This window comes from Micromonospora sp. NPDC049497, assembly GCF_044465805.1.
Lineage (GTDB): Bacteria > Actinomycetota > Actinomycetes > Mycobacteriales > Micromonosporaceae > Micromonospora.
In genome coordinates this window covers 35,257-53,591 of record NZ_JBITMC010000026.1, presented here as the reverse complement: position 1 = coordinate 53,591, position 18,335 = coordinate 35,257, and the positions used below count along the sequence as shown (strand labels likewise).

Genomic DNA, 18,335 nt, shown 5'->3' with positions numbered 1-18,335 from the left:
CCTTGTTTGGTGATTCGTCCCCAGTGAACGACGAGATCGGACTCGCGGTGCCGCGGGGTCAGCCCGGCCCATGAGGTCAACTGCGCCGGTCCGGGGAACCGGTCGACCTCGCCAATCTCGGCGACGAACACCGCCCCCAGCACGGACCGACACCGGGGATGGCCTGGATCGTGGTGTAACCACGGTGCCCGGCAAGCCTGGCCCGGATCGGCCCGGCGACCGCGTCGATCTCGAAGTCGACCGCCTCGATCAGCCGGCACAGCGAGGACACCCGCCCCCGATAGGCGCCGTCCAGCGGTGCCCGGGCGAGCAGTTCCCTCCCACCAACGCCGAACAGATCCGAGACAGCGATGTGCACGCCCTGTTTGGCCAACACCGCATGCACCGACGCCTTCAGGCCGCTGCGCCAGGCGACCAGCTTGGCCCGATACCGCACCAGCTCCCGCAACTCACGCACCGCCGGCGGGGCCACATACGCCTCCGGCAGCCTGCCCATCCGCAGCAGATCCGCCAGATCGGCGGCGTCCCGGGCTCGTTCTTCACCCGCCGGTAGGCGAAACCTTTTACCCCCAACGGATGCGCCAAATGCACCCGGGCACCGGCCGCGGTCAGCACATCCACCGCCCAGTACCAGCCGTAAGTGGCCTCCAGGACCACCTCCGGGTCGGGGCCGGCCTTGGCGATCTCCAACCCCAGCGCAACCGGGTCATTGTCGATGCGCACCGCGTCGAGCTTCTCCCCCGCCTCGGTCATCCGCACGATCACCGACCGGCGCCGATGCAGATCGATACCCACGAACTGCCGACCGTCGTACTCTGCCTGCATGAGGGGCCTCCTTCGTCGTGAGACGTGAGCACCCCAAGCATCCCGCCCGGGACCCACGAGGAGCGAGGCCCCGCTCCTTCATGCCATCAAGTCGCAGTTCAGCGGCGAGCTGTCGGGGTCGACGTTAGAGCCCGACCGGGCCAGCGGGCTTATCAACCCTGCCTGACCGCCCGCTCGGGCGCCTCGTTTTCGGCGCACACCTTGTGGCACGGCTTGCCGTCTTGGTCCCGGGTGAACGCGCCGGACCCGCAGATCCGACACGGCTGCCGGTCACCGGCGGCGTAGCCGCTCCAGTTGAAGCTGATGCCCGGATTTTTCGCTGCCGCCCCGCCGAGGTCGAACACCACCGGGCCGCGCGGATCCCGGGGAGCCGCCGGCGGTCGCCGTAACCCCGTGTCGACGCCGTAGTTGCAGTCCAGGTTAAGCTCGCGCGGCTTCATCATTACTACGTCGTCCGGGTCGGGGTCCAGCTCGACGTTCGGGACCGGCCGACGGCCCGCGCGGTCATTGAGGTACCGCTCCATGTCGGCGGCCGTCACCCAGTAGTACATGGGCCGGCCGCGCGAGTCAGTCTCCTCGAGCGACCGCCAGCCGCCGGCCGCCGCCCCGACGACAAGCTCGTCGAGGTTCAGGCCTCGGGTCGCGATCAGGTAGACGTGCAGCTTGCCGCACGGCCGCTTCCGGGTGACCGGGCAGTACACGCTACGGCGGCCGCACCGGTCGATGTCGGCGTCGCGGACACCACCGGAAACGAGCAGCTCATTGCCCCCGCGGACCCAGCCGGCGTTGGTCGTCGGGATCGTCGCCCACGCCACACGATGCTCGATCTGCACGGCGGGGTTGTCCGTCGTCCACATCGGCATCAGGCCGTCCTGGCGGGCGATCCGGACGCGCTTCTTGATCGTCGGGATCGACAGCTTCGATACCTGCAGCTCGTGTCCGAGCACCAGGCCGCCCTCGCCGCGCACCAATACGTCGGTGACCCGCTTGCCGGTCGACGAGCGGGCCTCCACCTCGACGGAGAAGCCGGCCCGCTCGGAGACGGTCGCGACCCGCTCCTTGAGGGCCTTGTGCTTGTCCGTCTCGACGGCATCCGGGTGGTTTTTCACGGCGGACGGGTTGAGGTGCACAGCCTGGCGCAGGCCAGTCCCGTCCGGCTTGCCCTTCAAGTACATCCACTCCGGACAGTCCGGGTCGTTCGTGTAGCAGGCGCCCATGCACCGCAGTTCACCCTGGTGGATCGTCCGCGACCGCAGCTCCTGCCACAGTCCCGGCAGCTCCGGGTGCCCCAGATCCGCTCGGCTCAGGTTCAGATCGATCCCGAGCCGCATGTACCGCACATCGGCCACACAGTTCCCCTCCCGCTTGTCCACCATCATGATGCGGGGTAGCACCGACAGGGCTCCACCGTCCGCGCCATCAGTGGCCCGAATTAGGGCAGCTTCGTGGCCTACGTTACGGCGGTGTAGATCCCGGCACCGACGGCCAGGTAGGCGGTGACCTCGCCCGTGCCGGCACCGACTTCCAGGACGCGCTGGCCAGGTTGAATGTCGAGCCGGTCCAACTCTTGACGGATGATCGGGTCGAGCAGTTCGCGCAGCCGGGTAGGGCGTAGCTGGCCGCCGTGAAGAGTCGTCATCGCGATGCTTCCTCATCGTGAAGTTCGTGCTCAGCGGTGTAGGGCTCATCCGTGGAGATCAGCCACATGGCGGGGCTCAAGGTGTCCTGCTTGCGGTTGGTGCGTCGTGCTGTCGCTGCCTAGGGCGCGGGATCGACCGTGGCGGCGCGGCGGCGGCGAGGTCGGCGATGAAGGCGTCGATCTGTCCTCGGGTGATGCCGGGCATGCAGATCAGATGGCTGGTGTCGCCGTCGGTGGCGAGCAGCCACTTCTTCCTGACCTGCTCGGGCGGGGTGGGCAGGACGACGGTGAAGGCGTGCGGGTGTCGCCAGGCGGGCCAACCGATCAGGTTGAGCCGGTCGGTGGTGTATGCGGCGAGGCGGCGAGCTTGGGTGGCCCGCCACCGGTGCCCTTCCCGACCGTGGGCGGCGATGGCGTGCCACAGCAGCGCGGCGGCCAGCCCGCACCGCGAGCCGGTGATCGTGGTGTCCGCCGTTGCGGTGTAGGCGACGCGGCTGCCGTGGGTGCGCAGGTGGTCGCGGATGAGCACCACCCCGCAGGGCGTCGGCGTGCCGAGGAACTTGTGGCCGCTGATGGCGATGCTGCTGATGCCACTGGTGTCATCCAGGCGGAGCAGGCCGTCGAGGGCCAGGGGTATGCCGGACAGGGCCGCGTCGACGTGCAGGTATCCGGCCGCGCCGTGCTCGTCGAGTACGGCGCGGATATGGCCGGTGTCGTCGACCGCCTCGGTCATGGTGGTGCCGGCGGTCGCGACGACGATGGCTGGCCAGCAGCGCCGCCTGCGTAGCTGTGCGGCGAGGTGCGTGTAGTCCATTTCCCCGTCCGGCTGCGCTTTGACCGGGACGCCTCGGGCTCCGAGCAGACGTACCACCTTCGGCACGGAGTAGTGGGCGGCGGTCGAGTAGTAGATGCGGGCGGTGGGGTCCCGCTGGTGTGCGGCGTGCAGGGCGGACAGGTTGCCTTCCGTGCCGCCGCTGTTCACGTAGCCCCAGCGGTCGGCGGGGGGCATGGCGAGCAGGTCGGCGATCCAGGTGATCACCGCGCCTTCCAGCGCCCGCGTGTGTACCACTCCGCCGTCATCGACGGGGTCGCCGATGTTGTTCCACAGCCTGCTGCCGAGGCGGGTCATGACCTCGGTGTGGTCGAGGTCCACGGCGCCGGGGAATCCGATGCTCGTGGCCGCCGCGGCGTCGGCCTCGCGCACGAGGTGGTCGAGGACGGCTCCGACGTCGATCGGCGTGCGGCTCAGCTCGGTGGCGTCGGCGAGGTTCAAAGTGTGGGTCACACCGGCCGCCCGCCGTGCAGGTGCGCGGTGAGGGTGTGGTGCAGTGCGCCGAGGTGCCGCCACACTGCCCGAGTGGCGTCGTCGCCGTCTTCGGTCAGGTGTTCGTGGCGGTTGTAGTAGGTGACCCGGTCCGCATCGAAGGTGCGGTTGCAGCGGATGCCGTCTACGCCCAGGCGGGCGTGCGGGTCGCGGTCGATGTGCATGGCGGTGCCGTCGGTCAGCAGCGCGTACGCCTGGCCTTTGAGGTCGAAGACCGACAGGCGGTGTCCGGTGGCGGGTAGGTCCCGCAGGGTGTGGGCGAGTTGGTACCAGCGGCCCTGGTCGGAGTCGAGGGTGCTGACCCCGATTCCGACGTAGGTCGCGTGCTCGGGCAGGCTCATGTCTCCGCCGTTGACCATCGAGCCGTCCGGGCCGAGGGGATGCCAGCGGCGCCGGACGGAGGCCGCGCGGGTGATGTTGTCCCGGGCCACGCCGTCGAGGTCGGCCAGCAGCCGAGGGAGGTCGTCGGAGTCCGGGGAGGCCAGCCACAGCCGGTAGGCGGTGTGCAGCCGGTAGCCGTGCGGCTCGGCCTGGGCGTCGGAGACGAAGAACAGCAGCACCCCGTGCGGGCCGAGCGCGTGGCGTTGCCCGAACCGCTGATCCGCCTCCACCATGTGGCCGGTGTTGATGCGCTTGCATCGGTACGCGACCTGCTTGCGTAGGTCCGCCCAGCGCCGCACCTCGGGCGGTATGCCATCACCGACCGGCGCCTGCTCGTCCGCCGACGACGGCGCGGACGGCGGGGTCGGGGTCGGGGGAACCATGGCCTCGGGTGGGCGCGGGTAGTCGGCAGGAACATGAGCATGTCGGTAGCCGGGCGGTGGCACATGGGACACGACTCTGGGCGGCTCGGCCGGCGTTGCTGCCGATGAAGCCGGTCGCCAGCCCAAGTTGACGGGATCGACGTCGTAGTGCTTCCCAGCAGGCGGCCTCGCCGCGTGGGTCATCATCATCGCTCCCTTCAGATTGAGACGTTGATGGCGTCGGGAACGGCATGTGTCTTCGGGGTGCCACGGCCGATGCCGGCGTAGACCTCCGGACTGGCCTGCCGAAGGTGCCCGGCCCACACTCCGCCCACGAGTGCGGTGGCGGCGAGGATCGCGGGCAGGAAGAACGGATACAGCGACCCGGGGGCGGCGCCGAGCAGGGAGCCGACGTTGCCGACCATCAGGGCCAGCACCACCGACCCGCCGAGCACACCCAAGGCGGGGGCGAGCCGCCACTCCCACGCGCCGGCATCCGGGCCGCGCACGCTGGCCGGGGCCGTCATGGCGGCCACGGACGAGGCCAGCAGCAGGCACAGCAAGCCCATGGCACCCAGCGTTGACAGCCAGGTGAACATCGCCGCGATCGGGTCAGCGCCGGCCGCCGCGAACGCGCCCACCACCACGGTCGCGATGCCGGTCTGCGTCAGCGACCCGCCGCGCGGCGCGCTGACCCTCATCGCGCTGCCGGTCCGCGCCAGGCCGGCGGGCAGGACACCGTCGCGGGCCATCGCGAACACGTACCGGGCGACAACGCTGTGGAAGGCCAGCATCGAGGTGACGATCGCGAAGATCAGCATCAGCTCCGCGATGGGAACCCACCCACCGCTGAGGCGCTCCAACACCGAGAATGGCAGCCCGGCCGCAGGGTCGGATGCCGTCTCGGCGACGGAGTCGGGGCCGACCGCCACCCCCATCGCCCACGCGGCGAGCGCGTACACCCCGCCGAGGACGACCACTGCCCCGATGGTGGCCCGGCCGACCGACCTGCGGTCGGTAGCCTCTTCGACGAACGACCCTGGGGCGTCGACCCCCATCAGCGCGGCCACGCAGAAGGCGACCGCGCCGCCGATGCCACTGACCGCCAGTCCTGAGGCATCGAAGCCCTCCCAGGACAGCTCACCGGCCGCCGGCTGTCCCACTCCCGCCAGGACGAAAGCCGCGACGATCAGCAGCGACACCGCCAGGACCGCTGCGAGGAACCGGGTGGACAGGACGATCGCCCGAACCCCCAGCACGCCGACCACGGCCAGGGCGATGCCGGCCCACACCCACCACGCTCCGCCCAGCTGCGCGGTCATGGTCGCCCCGAACAACCCGTAGAGGCTGCTTTGGATGGCGTTGTACGCGACGAGAGCGACGAAGCCGGCGGCGACACCCCAGCCGCGACCCAACCCGCCCGCGAGAATGCCGTAGTAGGCGGCCGGGTGCCCGAGTTGGCGGGCCATCGCCGTGTACCCGACCGCGAGTACCGCCACCACGACCGCGACAAGGACGAAGGTCAACGGCAGGGCGGTGACCTGTGTGGTCGCGTAGGTGGCGACGATGCCACCGGCGAGTACCACCATGGGTGCCGACGCTGCCGCCCCGAACACCCACAAGCCGAACGGCGTCACCGTCCGCCGCGCAAGGGCCACCTGCACATGCGTCGCCCTCACCGCTGCTGCCCCCGGTCCGGAGAGTTCGGGCAGCCCGAGCGCCGGCAGCCATATACCGGGTGCTGCTTCACGTCGGCGGCGTTGGCGGCCACCACGTACACCGCCATGGGCCGTACCGGGCCGCTGCGCCAGTAGCCCTGGTCGCGGTCGAGCCGCCGCTGCGCGGTGCCAGCCTCCGGGGTGAACCCGAACAGGTCGTGAGTACCGTCGGGCCACTCCCGCCGCAGCGCATACCCCCACGTGTAGGCGTCGTCCCGCATGCCGTCTCCCGAGCCTGGGACGTCGGCGGCGGTAGACACGGCAGCGGGCGTTGCAGGCCTCATCCATCGCCCGAAGTTCCGCGTGCGGGGCGGCGGCGTGGCGGTGGGATGGAGGTTTCTGGTCAGCATGAGGGGTGCCTTCCTTCGATAGGGCGCGGCGAGGTGGTCTGCTAGGCGCGAGGCCATCGCCGGCAGGTGATCGGTCACGTGGATCTTTCTGATCAGGGAGAGCGCGGCGGTGCTGCCCGGATGATCTGAGGCCGCAGGGAAGTTGCGGTTCGGTGCAGGCGCACTCGGCGCGGTAGTCCGCCAGGCGGCCGTCGGCCGAGCGGAGGCCGCCACATCCGCCACAGCACCGGTCCGCCCGGCTGCAGCCGGATCGGTGAGCGCGGCTCGTACCCGAGATCGGCGAACACGCTGCCGCGGGGCCGGCAGCTGCTGATCTCCGTGTACGCCGGGAGCCCTTCCGCTTCCAGACGCCGGTGGTGGTTGACCAGCAGCGCCCTCTCGGCGGCGCCGTGCTCGGGACGGGCTGCGACGTGCGCGAGGTAGTGATGCGGCGGGTGCGGCAGCACCGCGTCAAGGTAGGCGTGCAGCAGGGCGAACCGGGGCGCGTGCGGGCCGAGGAGCCGGTGCAGGTCGTACATCCACACCGCGGCCAGCGGGGGCGGTTCCCGTCGCAGGTACCAGACCGTCACAGCGGTGTGGTCGTCGGTCGTGTCGACCTGGCCGTGCGCCAGTCCCTGCGTCAACACCATGTGCGCCCAGTGGCGCAGGACGTCATGACGCTCGGCCGCATCCGGTACCAGCCAGGTGCTCAAGGGACGGGGCATCAGGGCGTCAGCCATGACCGAGGACAACGCACCGACGTCCTCACCGGTCGCACGGCGAATCAGCGGTTCCACGAGCGTCATATCCCGTCCCTCGGCGACGGGCGCGCGCCGGTGCCATCGGGGATGTCCAGCGCCAGCCAGGACTCGTCAGCGCATGCCGCCCCTTGGCACGAGATCCACGGCAGCATGTCGATCGCTGGCTGGAAGGTCCTGGCGAGATGCAGGTTTCCCGATTCGATCCCCGCCAATGGCAGGCGGGCCCGCGCTTCGTCGATCAACCCCGGCGGACCGCAAACGTAGAACGCTTGCCCATCCTGGTAGTGGCGCAGGGCCACCGTGAGCACGTCGCCCTGCGCGGCCGGTTCGACATCACGGTCGTCGGAGAACGCCAACACCACCGTCAGCCAGTCACCATGTGCCTGCTGCAGCTTGTCAAGCGCTACGGCGTCATACAGGTCGGACAGTGCCCGCCATCCCACCACCACCGTCACCCGGCGTCTGATCGGGGAGGCGGCGACCTGCTCGATCAGCGCCCGCATCGGCGCGAGACCCGTACCCCCAGCGGCCAACAGCAGGTCGGCGTCCCCGGCGCCTTCCAACGACAGCCCTACATCAACCGCAGGCCCCAACCACAGCCACTCCCCCGGCACCACCCGCTCGACCAGCGTCGGTGAAACCGCACCGTCCGGGAGTGCCCGTACATGGAACTCCACCGTCCCGTCCGGACGAGGAGCGTTCCCGGGTGAGTACCACCGCCACTGCCCCGGCAGACGCGGTGTGCACACCGGCATCGCTTGGCCCGGCAGGTAGCGAAGACGCCGCATCGGCCGGACGGTCAAGACGGCGACGCCGTCGGTCGTCGCATCGCGGGCCACCACCTCGCCAACCGTCGCCTGAGGACCGTCGCCCAGGACCGCCGCGGCCCTTTCGGCCAGACGGAGCGCTCGGCGACAACCCCGCTCCCACCAGCTCGCCAATGCCGGCTCCCAGCTCACGATCGAAAACCGACGCACCGTGTCCACCATTGCCGCCGCGACCACGGTCCCGTGGTACGGATGCAGCCCGAAACGCTGGTACATCCGCCCCAACACCACGAGCGCGGCACGCCGCCCAGCCGGATCTCCTCGGCCAGTGACCACCTGCCCGAGGGTGGAGAAGAACATCGGCGCGAACTGCTGCGGCAGGAACCGCACACTACGATCCTCCATAAACGACCAAAAATGGTCAGTGGCACCCTCATGGACAGCGAGGGGGAGAACTACCTGCCTCTCCAGTTCAGTCATCACGGCCACCACCCTCCATGCGACAAATCCCTGGGCGCATCGTCAACCTGAAACCCGCGACAACGGGCCAGGCGACACTAACCGCGGTCGCGCAAGCAATCCGTTGGCGATGGGCGGGTTTCGCCGGGGCATCAAGGTGCACGCTACGAGCGCGACCACCGAGCGATCTAGTGGACCAAGCCGAGTGCCCTGAATCTTCAAATACAACACCACTTGTGGGCTCCCGATTGGAGGAAGCCGACGGTCTTGAACCTGTATGCCCTGCTGCACTTTTCCCACGTGTTTCGACCTGACCCCACAGCGATCGTCCTACTTGCAAACTGTCTCCTCGAAGCCCAGACGGGGTTTGCGGCCACCGCACTTTGAGCGACACGAAAGGTGCCCGCCTTCTCTATTACGTGCAACACCTGAGCCCGCAACAGGCCTTCTCGACAAGAGAAGCGTCACCGATATGCTGTAGGAACAACAGGTGTGCATCGTGTGCACACGCATCTGCACACACGATCGGAGGCAAGGTGAGCTCGTTCGGGCGCGCTCTCAGGCAACACCGCACAGCAGCCGGCCTATCTCTACGAGACCTTGCCGCCCGAATAAACTTCCAGTACAGCCACATCTCGCAAGTGGAACGTGGAGAACGCCGCCCTACGAAGGCGATGGCAGAAGCCTGCGAACGAGCCCTGTCCACTGGCGGCAGACTGGCTGAGGCTTTCCTTCATGAGCAGGCAGGCGACACCGACATGCGCAGACGATCAATCCTCCATGCCATGGGGGCACTCGCCGCAACACCGGCCGCCGACCACCTTGTTGGGTTAGAAGCGCTCCGTCACGGCCTCGGTGCTGCAATCGACGTCGACCACGACGAGTGGCAGGACATCGTTGCCTCCTACGGCCGCGGCTACTACCAGCAGCCACACAACCAACTGATGGCACAACTAAGTCGAGACATGGCGGTACTGCAGCATCAGCTTGCCGCCGACCGTGGCGACCGTCGCCCCGTACTTCTACAGGCTGCTGGTCGGCTGTCGGTCATCGTCGCCCTCGGACTGGTCGCATCCGGACAGGCGATGATGGCTCGTAGGTGGTGGCACACGGCACGACGAGTCGCCGACGAATCCGGGGACCCGGAAACAAAGGTGTTGGTGTACGCCTGGGACGTGGTGAATGGCTGTTACGACGGTCGTCCAGCTGGTGAGGTAGTAGCGCTTTCGGATGAGGTGCTGCCGCTGCTGCAAGGGCGGGCTTCCGCCGCGACCTGCGGGCTACTTGCCGGGCGGGCGCAGGCTCTGTCCCTCGCTGGCCGGCATTCCGAGGCGATCGGCACCGTGGAGCAGCTCGCCAGCTTGGCAGAGCAGCTACCAGCGTCCGTCGTAAACGACGTCGAGAGCTTGTGGGGCTGGCCGGAGCATCGGCTTCGACACACCGAGTCGTGGGTTTATACACACGCAGACAGCTACCGCCGAGCGGACCAAGCGCAGGATCGAGCGCTTGCCCTATACCCTGCGTCGCAGATTCGGCTGCGCACGCAGGTACAACTACATCGTGCAGCAGCATTGATCCGTACCGGCCATATCCCGGACGGGCTGCGGCTGGCCGCTGACCTGCTCGACGGATTACCGGCGGGCCAACACAACGAACTCGTCCGTAGCGTGGCTTGGCAGGTCGTTGCCGCCGTGCCCTACAAGGAGCGCAGCCGTCCGCCGTACGACGAGCTGCTGGAGCGAGTGAGGCCATAGCTTTGCCTCGGTCATCGTCGATGTGTAGGAGTGCACTGCGACGCCGCTACTTGATTAGGTCCGCCCGTAGCATCCGAGGATGCTTACCTACACTGCCATCGCCAGCACCGCTGCCGGTCAGCTCTTCGACGTCCTCGGGGACCTGTACGGTCTCGTGTACGCCGAGCCGCCATATAACGAAGGACCGGAGCAGGTTGCCGGATTTCGTGACGGCCTACCCAAGGAGGCCACGCGGCCAGGGTTCAGCTTGATCGTTGCCGAGGACGACGGGCTCCTAGTCGGGGCAGCATATGGATGGAGGATGCCGGCTGGCAGCTGGTGGTCTCGCGCCGACCGGGATCCGCCCTCAGAGGTACGCGACGCCGACAAGTTCGCGGTTATGGAGTGGATCGTGCACCCGCAGCGGCGGGGTGCTGGCATTGGCGCAGAACTTATGCGCCAGCTACTTGCCGACCGTCCGGAGCCTTATGCGACCCTCGCATCCAACCCCGCCTCGACGGCCAGAGCCCTGTACGAACGGGCGGGGTGGAAGCAAGTGGCCACGTCCGTGCTGCCGTGGGGGCCGTCCATGGACATCCTGGTCCTGTCGCTCCCAGCTGGAGGCAAGTAACGCGCGGCGCTGGCTCCCAAGCCCTACCGGCACTAAAGACCACGTGCCCGCAAACAGCGGCACCCAGGTCCCCTCGCGCGCAGCATCGCACGGGCTTCCCCATCCAGGTACCGCACGTTGACGAGGTCTCACGTACGGTGGTACTGCTCGACACTGATCGTCGACGTGGGGAACTGAGGGACGGATGCAGGACCGACACGACCATCTATCGCTGGCGAGCCTAGATTTCCTCGGTGACGAGTCCGTACTGCGGGAGCAGGTAGAGCGGACGCTGCCGGGCTCCAGCATTCCCCTTCAGGCCGGCAGCTGTCACGGCGCCGATGTCACCGGGTCGGTCTCGGTTGTCGTCGACGCGTCGCGTCGCATCGAAAGCGTCGTGGTAGGCCGGGAGTGGCGGAGCGAAGTGGGCGTAGCGGGCTTGCCGGCGGCACTCTTCGACGCGTACACCAACGCCCTTGGCGCCGCCCTGGAACAGGCCGCCATGGCCAGACTTCAGGAGGAGCGTCCCGCTCCGCCGGCACCGCGCCGGGCGGCTACCTCTGAGGCGTACGTGGAGGCCGACGAGGACGCGTGGTCGCGGGCGACGTGGCGCACCCTGCAGGGCCTCGACGCGGAACTGGATCGGTTGGCGCGCCTTCGCGATTCCGCGGTCGAGGACACGATGGCCAGCCCGAACGGACTTCTGACGCTGCGGATTCGCGCGGGCAGCATCATCGGCATCACCGGCGACACACGACGGATCGCGCGCGCCGATGCCGGTGAGCTGCAGTTCGAGGCGCTGTCTGTTCTGCGCGCCTTCGACCTAGCCGACGGGCCCCGGCACGACATCGAGGGATGATCCGATGGATGAGCTGAACGTCATCACCGACGCCCTGCGCGCCGAAGGCAGCAAGTGGTTGAACCTGTCTGACAGCGTGGCGGCCGTCAAGGGCGCCGCCGAGCACCTGACCTTGGACCCCTCGGCCTTCTACATCGGTGACGCCAACGTCGCTGTCCATTCGGCCGCGTACCGCGACTTCCACACCTTCATGGTCACAGTCCTCGCCGGCGCGGCCGTGGAGTTCGAGCAGATGGGCGAGGCCCTTCGGCGCGTCGCTGACGCGTACGACCGCGCCGACGAGGTGATCTCACTCGACCTCAACGCCATCTACCGCGCCTGAACGCCGCACCCCGGAGAGGACACCGACACCGATGCAGCCCGCACCGCCGGACCTGGAGTACGGCGAGCCGTTCAACAAGGCCTTCGACCAGATCCGCGCCGGCGTGGATCTCGCCGTCGGCGGGTTCAACGACATCGTCGCGCAGGTCAACGAATGGGCGTGGCTCCTCGGCCCGGCGGCACTGCTGTGGATCAAACGCAACCTCGACGCGGCACGGCGTGGCCTGCGAAGCGTGCTGGATCGGGTCGAGCATGCGGTGGCGCACCAGATGCCGGTGCTGTCACTCATCTCGATGAGCTTCCGGTGGGTCACCGACGTGAAGACGCCCGTCTCCCAGCTGTCGTTCGCCGTCACCGAGCCGGTTGACCAGAACCTCGCCAAGTGGACCGGTGACGCGGCGCGTGCCTACGCCGACAAGGCCACCAAGCAGAAGGCTGCCGTGGACGAGTCCGTGCTCAAGGCCGAGTTCATCAGTCAGTGGCTGTTCAAGATCGCCAAGGCGAACGTCGACTACGCCGTCGAACTGGCGAAGATCGTCACCAACCTGGCCGGCAAGTTCGCCCAGGCCGCCGTCGACGCGGCGGCCGTCATCAACATCCCCTGGGCCATCGACACCCTCGCCGAGTCGGTCGGCGACATCGTCACCGCCGGACTCGACACCCTCCTGCACATCGGTCAGCGTTTCGTCGACGCGTTGGGCAACGTCCGGGACATCGCGACGCAGGTCGGAGACCACTCCAAGCTTCCCGGCGGCCGGTGGCCCGAAGCCGTCCGAGGCTAACGCCGGCCTACGGCGTCCTCAGGCACGCGGCACGGCGGCGTGGGTCGCCTTGAGGATCGCCAGCGCCTTCGCGGCGAGCACGTCCTCGGGCAGGTAGGAATCGCCGCCCACCGCCAGCCACACCTGCACCACCAGGTTCGCGGACCGGGCGTGAACCAGGTACTCGGCGTACTTGAAGCCGGGGTCGGATCGCTTGACGAATCCCTCCGCCTCCTCGCCCACCCCCGCGACCGGACCATCCACCGTCATGCCCGTCACCTGCCGGGTCGCCCGGTAGAGCTGTCCCGCCTCCTCGGCACTGGCCAATGAGGACGCCTCCACCCGCAGGTTCGCCTGATGACCGTCCGCGGTGCGCATCTCGAACAGACACGCCGAGCCCTGCCGCGCCAGCGGCGGCTTCGGATCGGTACGCGTAACCCGCAGCGACAGGTCCGCCAACGGCTTGAGGTCCGTACGCCGGCACAGGTCGAGACTCGCCGCGTCGTAGGAGACACCGGCGGCAAGTGTCGGGCTGCCGGTCGCCGGAGTGCCGACGGCAGGAGGTGCCGTGCTGGCGGCGGGAGCAGCCGCTCCCCCGTCACACGCTCCGACGGCCGCGGGCGTCACCAGAAGAGCGAAGACGACCAGCATACGAGTCCGGGACGAAGCGCTCACACCGTCGAACATACCGTCAGCTGCGCCGCACTGACCGCCGGTGCGCATTCCCCTTATCGTCGACGGATGCCCCACGAGACCATCGAATCTGTTGCCCGCGCCCGCGCCATCACCGCCGCAGCGGTTCTCCACCAGCAGGTCGACCTACGCGCCTACCCTCACCGCCACCTCGCCGTGGTCGCTTACGCCGCAGGCGGCGACAGCGTCAGCCAGGCGCTCGCCGCCGCCGACCACCTCAGCTACACCGGGTGGGAGCTGGTCAACGTGACGCAGGTCGGCAGCAACAGAGCACTGCACGCCTTCATGCGCCGCAGGTGAACGCAGCCCGGTCGCGGACGGTCACCCGGTGGCTGCGGTACTGGCTGTCGGCCAGAACCCGGATCCGGCCGACAACGAGAATGAACTACACCCACTACCCGGCCGTTGCCGCAACGGACCTGGCAATGGTTCGGGTTGTGCATAGGACGAGCCGCGGCGTCCGGACCGGATCGGTCGGCGCTTTTGCCGGGCGCTCCGCATGCACCCACTCAATCGACGACCGAGGTGTACGTCATGAGCGGGCTGCCGTGAAACCCGCGGGGGTCGCGACGCGGGCATCCCGGGAGGCATGCTCACGGCCACGGCCCCGCACGTGCTCGTGGCCGCCCACCTCGAGGTGTTCCTGGTGGCCGGGGTGCTTGTGCTCGCCCTCGTCCCGTTCCTTCGACCGAACCACCCGCGCCTGGCCGAAGGTCCGACGATCGGCACCCTGCTGGGTGCGCTCGCCGTCGCCGTGTGACGCTCACGGTTAAGGATTGACCGGCCGGTACCCCACAGTCAGCTCGGCCGTGGGGTCGCCGGCGTTCGGCCCACCACTCGCCGAGCGCCTCCTCCGAGCCGAAGGTCAGCGCCTGCGGTATAGGCCGAGGCCCGGGACGGTGGTGCAGGGCGCCTACGGCGGGCATGTCGAGATCGTTCGCGGTACGCAGACGGACGGTCATTCGCCCGACGGGATCCGGGCCGGCACCGCGACGCGCATCAGGTCCTGGGCCACCACGATGACACTGTCGAACTCGGCGGCCGCCTTTGTCATGGAAGCGGGCCGGTCCCCATACCGCTGAGGGACGTGGGTCAGCACCAGCCGGCTCTGCCGCGCGACCATCCCGACCTGCCCGGCAATCAGGTGTCTCACCTGGGCGGCCATCGTGGCGTCCTCGGGCAGGAACGTCGACTCGATGACTCGCCGGGTGGAGGCGATCGCCGCTGGCGGATTCGGTGGAACCCACTGTCGGATTGGTGATCGAGCAAGGTTGACCGGAGCGTGTTGACTTGGTGCCCTAGTGGGAACTCGGAACCCGCCCGGAGGGTGGCTGCCTGTGGCCGACTGCACGGAACCCGCTCGGCCGCCGGCACTGCCGGCCGCTCTGCCCGCCGCAGCACCGGGCGATCCGCCGGCCGGCCTCGCTGCCGTGGACATCGCCGTGGCCGTCGCGCGCGTGGCCGTCGCCCGTCTCGCCCCCGAGGAGCTGGCCGTCTTCGAACCCGTCGCCGCCGACTGGCGAAAGCACGCCGGCAGACGCGGCTGGTCGGCGCCTGGCGGTTCCGTGGGCTTCGGAGTCGAGGCCGTACTCGTCACGGAGGTCGCCCTCCAGGCGGCCGGGCAGGCCATCGCGGACGTCCTGGTCCTCGGCGGAACCCTGCTCGGCCGGCGCTGGTGGCGGCGTCGGGAACGACCCGTCGCGGTCCCGGTCGTCGAGCCGGGTGGCACCGGCCACCCGCCGCGGCTGGCCCTCACCGCCGAGCAGGCGCGGCAGCTACGGGCCGCCTGTCGCCGGCACGCCATCGCCCTCGGCCTGGAGGACAGCCGGGCCGACGTGCTCGCCGACGCGGTGGTGGGCGCCCTGCACGTCGACGCTGAGCTGCCATGACCCCGGACGAGACGGAGCGGGTCGCACCCGCGCCGCTCGCCTGGCTGTACCTACTCGTGGCCGCACTGGTCACGACCCTCGGCGTCGCCCTCGGGAACCTGTTCTTCCACGCCCACCGGCCGCTGGCCAACGAGTACGCGCTGGCTCTCACCCGCTGCGACCGGGTCTTCCCGGGGTACCCGTTCACGGCGCCGGAGCGGAACCTGGAGACGGCCAACGGCTTCATCGCCTGCATCAGCGAGCCCAGCCGCGCCCTCGGCTGGACACTGCTGGCGGGCGCGGCGCTGCTGCTGGCCGGTCTGGCGGCGCTGCTGATGCTGGTGCCCATGGTCGACGCCCTCCGGCTGCGCCGCCGCCGGGTGGCGCTGACCGTGCCGGGGGCCGAGGAGCGCTTCGCCGCGCTGTGCACGGCAGCCGGGCTGGCCGGGAGACAACGACCCCGGCTGCTGGTCGCCGGGCCACCGGTGCGCCAGGCATTCACCACCGCCCTGCCCGGCGGGCGGCCACTGGTCGTGCTGCCGGCCGCGGTGGCGCTCGCCCACGCCGACTCTGCCCGCTTCGACCCGGTGATCCGCCACGAGCTGGCGCACGTGCAGGCCCGCGACGTGGCGTGGGTGTCGACGCTGCGGGGCCTGCCCTGGGTCGTGGTTCCGCCCGTGCTGGCCGTGGCGGCCGGAAACATCGGCACCGCCCGCGTGGTGGTGCTACCGCCGCTGATCCGGGCCCTGATCCTGGTCGCCGCCGTCGCACTGCTGGCCGCGGCGCTGCTACGACTGCGCGAGCATGCCGCGGACCGGCTCGTCGGCGCCGACATCGGGCCTGGCATGCTCGCCGCGATCCTCGCTCGGGCACCGGCACCAGCGGCCGGGCCGCTGCGCCGGGCCCGACGCGCCGCCCTGGGACGCCACCCGTCACCTGCGGCGCGGGTGGCGGCGTTGACGGGGTCACGCCCGCCCCTGGACGCCGGGTTCACCCATGCCTTCGCCACGACCGCCGTCACGGTGGGTGCCATGGGTGCGGCGATGGCGGTGACCCAGTCCCTCGACGTGACCGGCGACCCCAAGGGTCCGGCGGCGGCCGTGGGCGGGTTGCTCCTCGGGCTGGGCCTGGTGCCGGCGCTGCACCGGCGGGCCGCAGCGGCGCGGCGATCGGGCAGCCGTGCCGCCTGGTGGCGCCCGGTCGCGGGTGCGACGGCCGGATTCGTCGTGGGTGCCATCCTGCTGCCGGTCGCGGCCCTGCCGGACGCGGTCGCATTTCCCGGCGGTGCCACCGACGCGCGCAGCGCGGTGACGTACGCCGCCGTGACCACGGTGGCGGGGGTCGCGCTCACCGTCCTCTGCGTGTTCGTCGCCCGGCTACTCGCCGACACCTCCGCGTCGGCCGGAGTGCGCGGGCGCGTGCTGCGAGGCGCGACATACCTCGCCGTCGCCCTGACGGTCACCGCGGTGGTGTGGGCGGTGCCGGTCGCCGCCCAGGCGCTGCAACAGCCCCGCGACCAGATCCATGACTGGCTGGTCTTCTCCGCACCGGTGGGCGGGTGGTCCATGACGTCGCTCGCCGCGCCGCTGGCCTGCGCGTTGCTGCTACGCGCCGCGGCCGGCCGCGGCTGGTGGGTCGGGCCGGCGCTCGCCTCCGCCGGGGCGGCGCTCGCCGCCGGAGCGGTCGCGGTGGTACATGCCGCCCGGCACCGGAACCCCACCCTCGTGGAGCTGATGGCGCTGTACCAGGATCAGCAGTGGACTGCGGCGCTGGCCGGGTGGGCCATCCTCATCGCGCTCGGCATGCGCCGCGCTCGGCACAGCGAGGTCATCGGAATCGTCGCGGCGTGGGCCACGACGGCGACGGTCGGAACCGGGCTCTACCTTCACTCACTGCTGGCCGGCTACCCCGCCAGCATGTTCCGGTTCCGGCTGCTCACCCTCGCCCCACTGGTGTGGCTGCTCTACCTGACGATCGTGACGCTGCCCGCGCTCGCCGCAGTCAGCGCCCTGCGTCGGACACCGGCCCCGGGGCCGCTGCCGTCCGAACCGGCAGTCGAACCCTGGAGCGCGCGGCTGGCATGGCCGGCGTCAACCGCCACGGTCCTCGCCGGCATTCTGGTGCTGCTGGTCAACGGTCCGGCCGGAGGCGTCCTTCGTGCCCCCGGTACCGCAGCGGCCGCAGCCGCGGCGGCGGGGGACGTCCCACCGTCCGCGCCGGCCTCGCCGGCGCCCACGACGAGGGCAGGCTCCTCGGCGCCCAGTGGCGCCACCGACCCGCGGCGGCCGCTGACCGCTGCCGAGACCGAAACGGCCGCCCGCGCCGTGGCACCCGCCCTGCCTGCCTACTGGCAGGCCGCCCCCGCCGGCACCGACGCAGACAACCCGGTCGAACCAGCGAGCTGCCTGCCCTTTGCCCGCACCCAGTTCCTCGACCCGTTGAAGCCGACCGAACGCGCCGACTCAGTCGTGCGCTACCAGACCCGGCCGGGGCCGGCGGCACTGGCCTCCACCAGCCTGACCGTCGGCGTCACCTCGTACGCCGAGCCGATCCCACCCACCGTCCTCGCCGCCGCCGAGACGGCCCGCGCGGCCTGCCCGCGCTTCCGCACGCCCGGCAAGCTCCCGATCAGCACGGAGGTGACGGCCGGCGCGGCACCGGCACTCGGCGAACAGGGCTGGCGGGTCGACCTGCGCCTCGCGGCCACCAGCGACGACGTCCAACTGACCGGCACCTCGGCGTACGTACTGATCCGGGTGGGTCACAACCTGGTGAGCGCATCGATGACCGCGATCATGGAACCGCTGGACGAGGAGCTGCTGCGGCAGGCGCTGCAGCGCACCGCGGCGGCACTGTCGGCCCCGTCGAGCCCGGCACCTTCATCGAGCCCGGCGGCCCCATCGGCGACCCCCACGCGGTAGGTCT

General features: G+C 70.1%; 21 protein-coding genes and 1 pseudogene. 9 read left to right on the top strand and 13 right to left on the bottom strand.

Annotation, left to right across the window (positions count from 1 at the left end; all coding sequences use genetic code 11):
• Positions 1-5 precede the first annotated feature (5 nt).
• The 11 genes and pseudogenes from ACIBR0_RS26380 to ACIBR0_RS26330 form a co-directional block, all read right to left on the bottom strand.
• Positions 6-131, bottom strand: a pseudogene (locus tag ACIBR0_RS26380) (transposase); the annotation flags it as partial.
• A complete protein-coding gene (locus tag ACIBR0_RS26375) occupies positions 77-496 on the bottom strand; it encodes a hypothetical protein (protein ID WP_396720046.1) in 420 nt (139 codons plus the stop codon). The gene ACIBR0_RS26375 and the pseudogene ACIBR0_RS26380, both read right to left, overlap by 55 nt.
• Positions 394-825, bottom strand: a complete 432-nt coding sequence (locus tag ACIBR0_RS26370; RefSeq protein WP_396720065.1) for a hypothetical protein — start codon at positions 823-825, stop codon at positions 394-396. The genes ACIBR0_RS26375 and ACIBR0_RS26370 overlap by 103 nt, the downstream gene beginning before the upstream one ends.
• Positions 826-977: 152 nt before the next feature.
• Positions 978-2,204 (bottom strand): hypothetical protein, encoded by a 1,227-nt coding sequence (locus ACIBR0_RS26365; RefSeq protein ID WP_396720044.1) that lies wholly within the window; start codon positions 2,202-2,204, stop codon positions 978-980.
• Positions 2,205-2,275: 71 nt separating this feature from the next.
• Entirely contained in the window at positions 2,276-2,464 is a 189-nt protein-coding gene (locus tag ACIBR0_RS26360; RefSeq protein ID WP_396720043.1) for a class I SAM-dependent methyltransferase, read from the bottom strand.
• A 76-nt stretch (positions 2,465-2,540) separates the two neighbouring features.
• Positions 2,541-3,749: a histidine decarboxylase gene (locus tag ACIBR0_RS26355; RefSeq protein ID WP_396720041.1), complete on the bottom strand. Its 1,209-nt coding sequence runs from the start codon at positions 3,747-3,749 to the stop codon at positions 2,541-2,543.
• Entirely contained in the window at positions 3,746-4,552 is an 807-nt protein-coding gene (locus ACIBR0_RS26350) for a hypothetical protein (RefSeq protein WP_396720039.1), read from the bottom strand. The genes ACIBR0_RS26355 and ACIBR0_RS26350 overlap by 4 nt, the downstream gene beginning before the upstream one ends.
• A gap of 197 nt (positions 4,553-4,749) precedes the next feature.
• Entirely contained in the window at positions 4,750-6,195 is a 1,446-nt protein-coding gene (locus tag ACIBR0_RS26345; RefSeq protein ID WP_396720061.1) for an APC family permease, read from the bottom strand.
• A gap of 11 nt (positions 6,196-6,206) precedes the next feature.
• Positions 6,207-6,470 carry a hypothetical protein gene (locus tag ACIBR0_RS26340; RefSeq protein WP_396720037.1) on the bottom strand — a complete coding sequence of 88 codons (264 nt, stop codon included), beginning with the start codon at positions 6,468-6,470 and terminating at the stop codon, positions 6,207-6,209.
• A gap of 221 nt (positions 6,471-6,691) precedes the next feature.
• Positions 6,692-7,318 (bottom strand): N-acetyltransferase, encoded by a 627-nt coding sequence (locus ACIBR0_RS26335; RefSeq protein WP_396720035.1) that lies wholly within the window; start codon positions 7,316-7,318, stop codon positions 6,692-6,694.
• A 62-nt stretch (positions 7,319-7,380) separates the two neighbouring features.
• On the bottom strand, positions 7,381-8,496 hold the full coding sequence (locus tag ACIBR0_RS26330; RefSeq protein ID WP_396720033.1) for an FAD-binding oxidoreductase: 1,116 nt from the start codon (positions 8,494-8,496) through the stop codon (positions 7,381-7,383).
• A gap of 488 nt (positions 8,497-8,984) precedes the next feature.
• Here ACIBR0_RS26330 and ACIBR0_RS26325 point away from each other — a divergent pair, with 488 nt between their 5' ends.
• The 5 genes from ACIBR0_RS26325 to ACIBR0_RS26305 all read left to right on the top strand — a co-directional run bounded on the left by ACIBR0_RS26325 (position 8,985) and on the right by ACIBR0_RS26305 (position 12,870).
• A complete protein-coding gene (locus ACIBR0_RS26325) occupies positions 8,985-10,319 on the top strand; it encodes a multiprotein-bridging factor 1 family protein (protein ID WP_396720059.1) in 1,335 nt (444 codons plus the stop codon).
• Between the two features lie 79 nt (positions 10,320-10,398).
• Positions 10,399-10,929 carry a GNAT family N-acetyltransferase gene (locus ACIBR0_RS26320; RefSeq protein ID WP_396720031.1) on the top strand — a complete coding sequence of 177 codons (531 nt, stop codon included), beginning with the start codon at positions 10,399-10,401 and terminating at the stop codon, positions 10,927-10,929.
• Between the two features lie 184 nt (positions 10,930-11,113).
• Positions 11,114-11,767 carry a hypothetical protein gene (locus ACIBR0_RS26315; protein WP_396720029.1) on the top strand — a complete coding sequence of 218 codons (654 nt, stop codon included), beginning with the start codon at positions 11,114-11,116 and terminating at the stop codon, positions 11,765-11,767.
• Between the two features lie 4 nt (positions 11,768-11,771).
• A complete protein-coding gene (locus tag ACIBR0_RS26310) occupies positions 11,772-12,089 on the top strand; it encodes a hypothetical protein (protein WP_396720027.1) in 318 nt (105 codons plus the stop codon).
• A gap of 31 nt (positions 12,090-12,120) precedes the next feature.
• Entirely contained in the window at positions 12,121-12,870 is a 750-nt protein-coding gene (locus tag ACIBR0_RS26305) for a hypothetical protein (protein WP_396720025.1), read from the top strand.
• A gap of 18 nt (positions 12,871-12,888) precedes the next feature.
• Here ACIBR0_RS26305 and ACIBR0_RS26300 read toward each other — a convergent pair whose 3' ends face one another.
• A complete protein-coding gene (locus ACIBR0_RS26300; protein WP_396720023.1) occupies positions 12,889-13,476 on the bottom strand; it encodes a hypothetical protein in 588 nt (195 codons plus the stop codon).
• 114 nt (positions 13,477-13,590) lie between these two features.
• Between ACIBR0_RS26300 and ACIBR0_RS26295 the strand changes: the two genes are divergently transcribed.
• Both ACIBR0_RS26295 and ACIBR0_RS26290 read left to right on the top strand, forming a co-directional pair.
• The gene (locus tag ACIBR0_RS26295) at positions 13,591-13,842 is read left to right on the top strand and encodes a transcriptional regulator (RefSeq protein ID WP_396720021.1); all 252 of its coding nucleotides are present in this window, start codon (positions 13,591-13,593) and stop codon (positions 13,840-13,842) included.
• Positions 13,843-14,131: 289 nt separating this feature from the next.
• Positions 14,132-14,302, top strand: a complete 171-nt coding sequence (locus tag ACIBR0_RS26290; RefSeq protein ID WP_396720019.1) for a hypothetical protein — start codon at positions 14,132-14,134, stop codon at positions 14,300-14,302.
• Positions 14,303-14,500: 198 nt separating this feature from the next.
• Here ACIBR0_RS26290 and ACIBR0_RS26285 read toward each other — a convergent pair whose 3' ends face one another.
• The gene (locus ACIBR0_RS26285; RefSeq protein WP_396720017.1) at positions 14,501-14,707 is read right to left on the bottom strand and encodes a hypothetical protein; all 207 of its coding nucleotides are present in this window, start codon (positions 14,705-14,707) and stop codon (positions 14,501-14,503) included.
• A gap of 172 nt (positions 14,708-14,879) precedes the next feature.
• Between ACIBR0_RS26285 and ACIBR0_RS26280 the strand changes: the two genes are divergently transcribed.
• Together ACIBR0_RS26280 and ACIBR0_RS26275 are read left to right on the top strand one after the other, a co-directional pair.
• Positions 14,880-15,431 carry a hypothetical protein gene (locus tag ACIBR0_RS26280; RefSeq protein ID WP_396720016.1) on the top strand — a complete coding sequence of 184 codons (552 nt, stop codon included), beginning with the start codon at positions 14,880-14,882 and terminating at the stop codon, positions 15,429-15,431.
• Positions 15,428-18,331 (top strand): M48 family metalloprotease, encoded by a 2,904-nt coding sequence (locus ACIBR0_RS26275; protein WP_396720014.1) that lies wholly within the window; start codon positions 15,428-15,430, stop codon positions 18,329-18,331. The genes ACIBR0_RS26280 and ACIBR0_RS26275 overlap by 4 nt, the downstream gene beginning before the upstream one ends.
• Positions 18,332-18,335 lie beyond the last annotated feature (4 nt).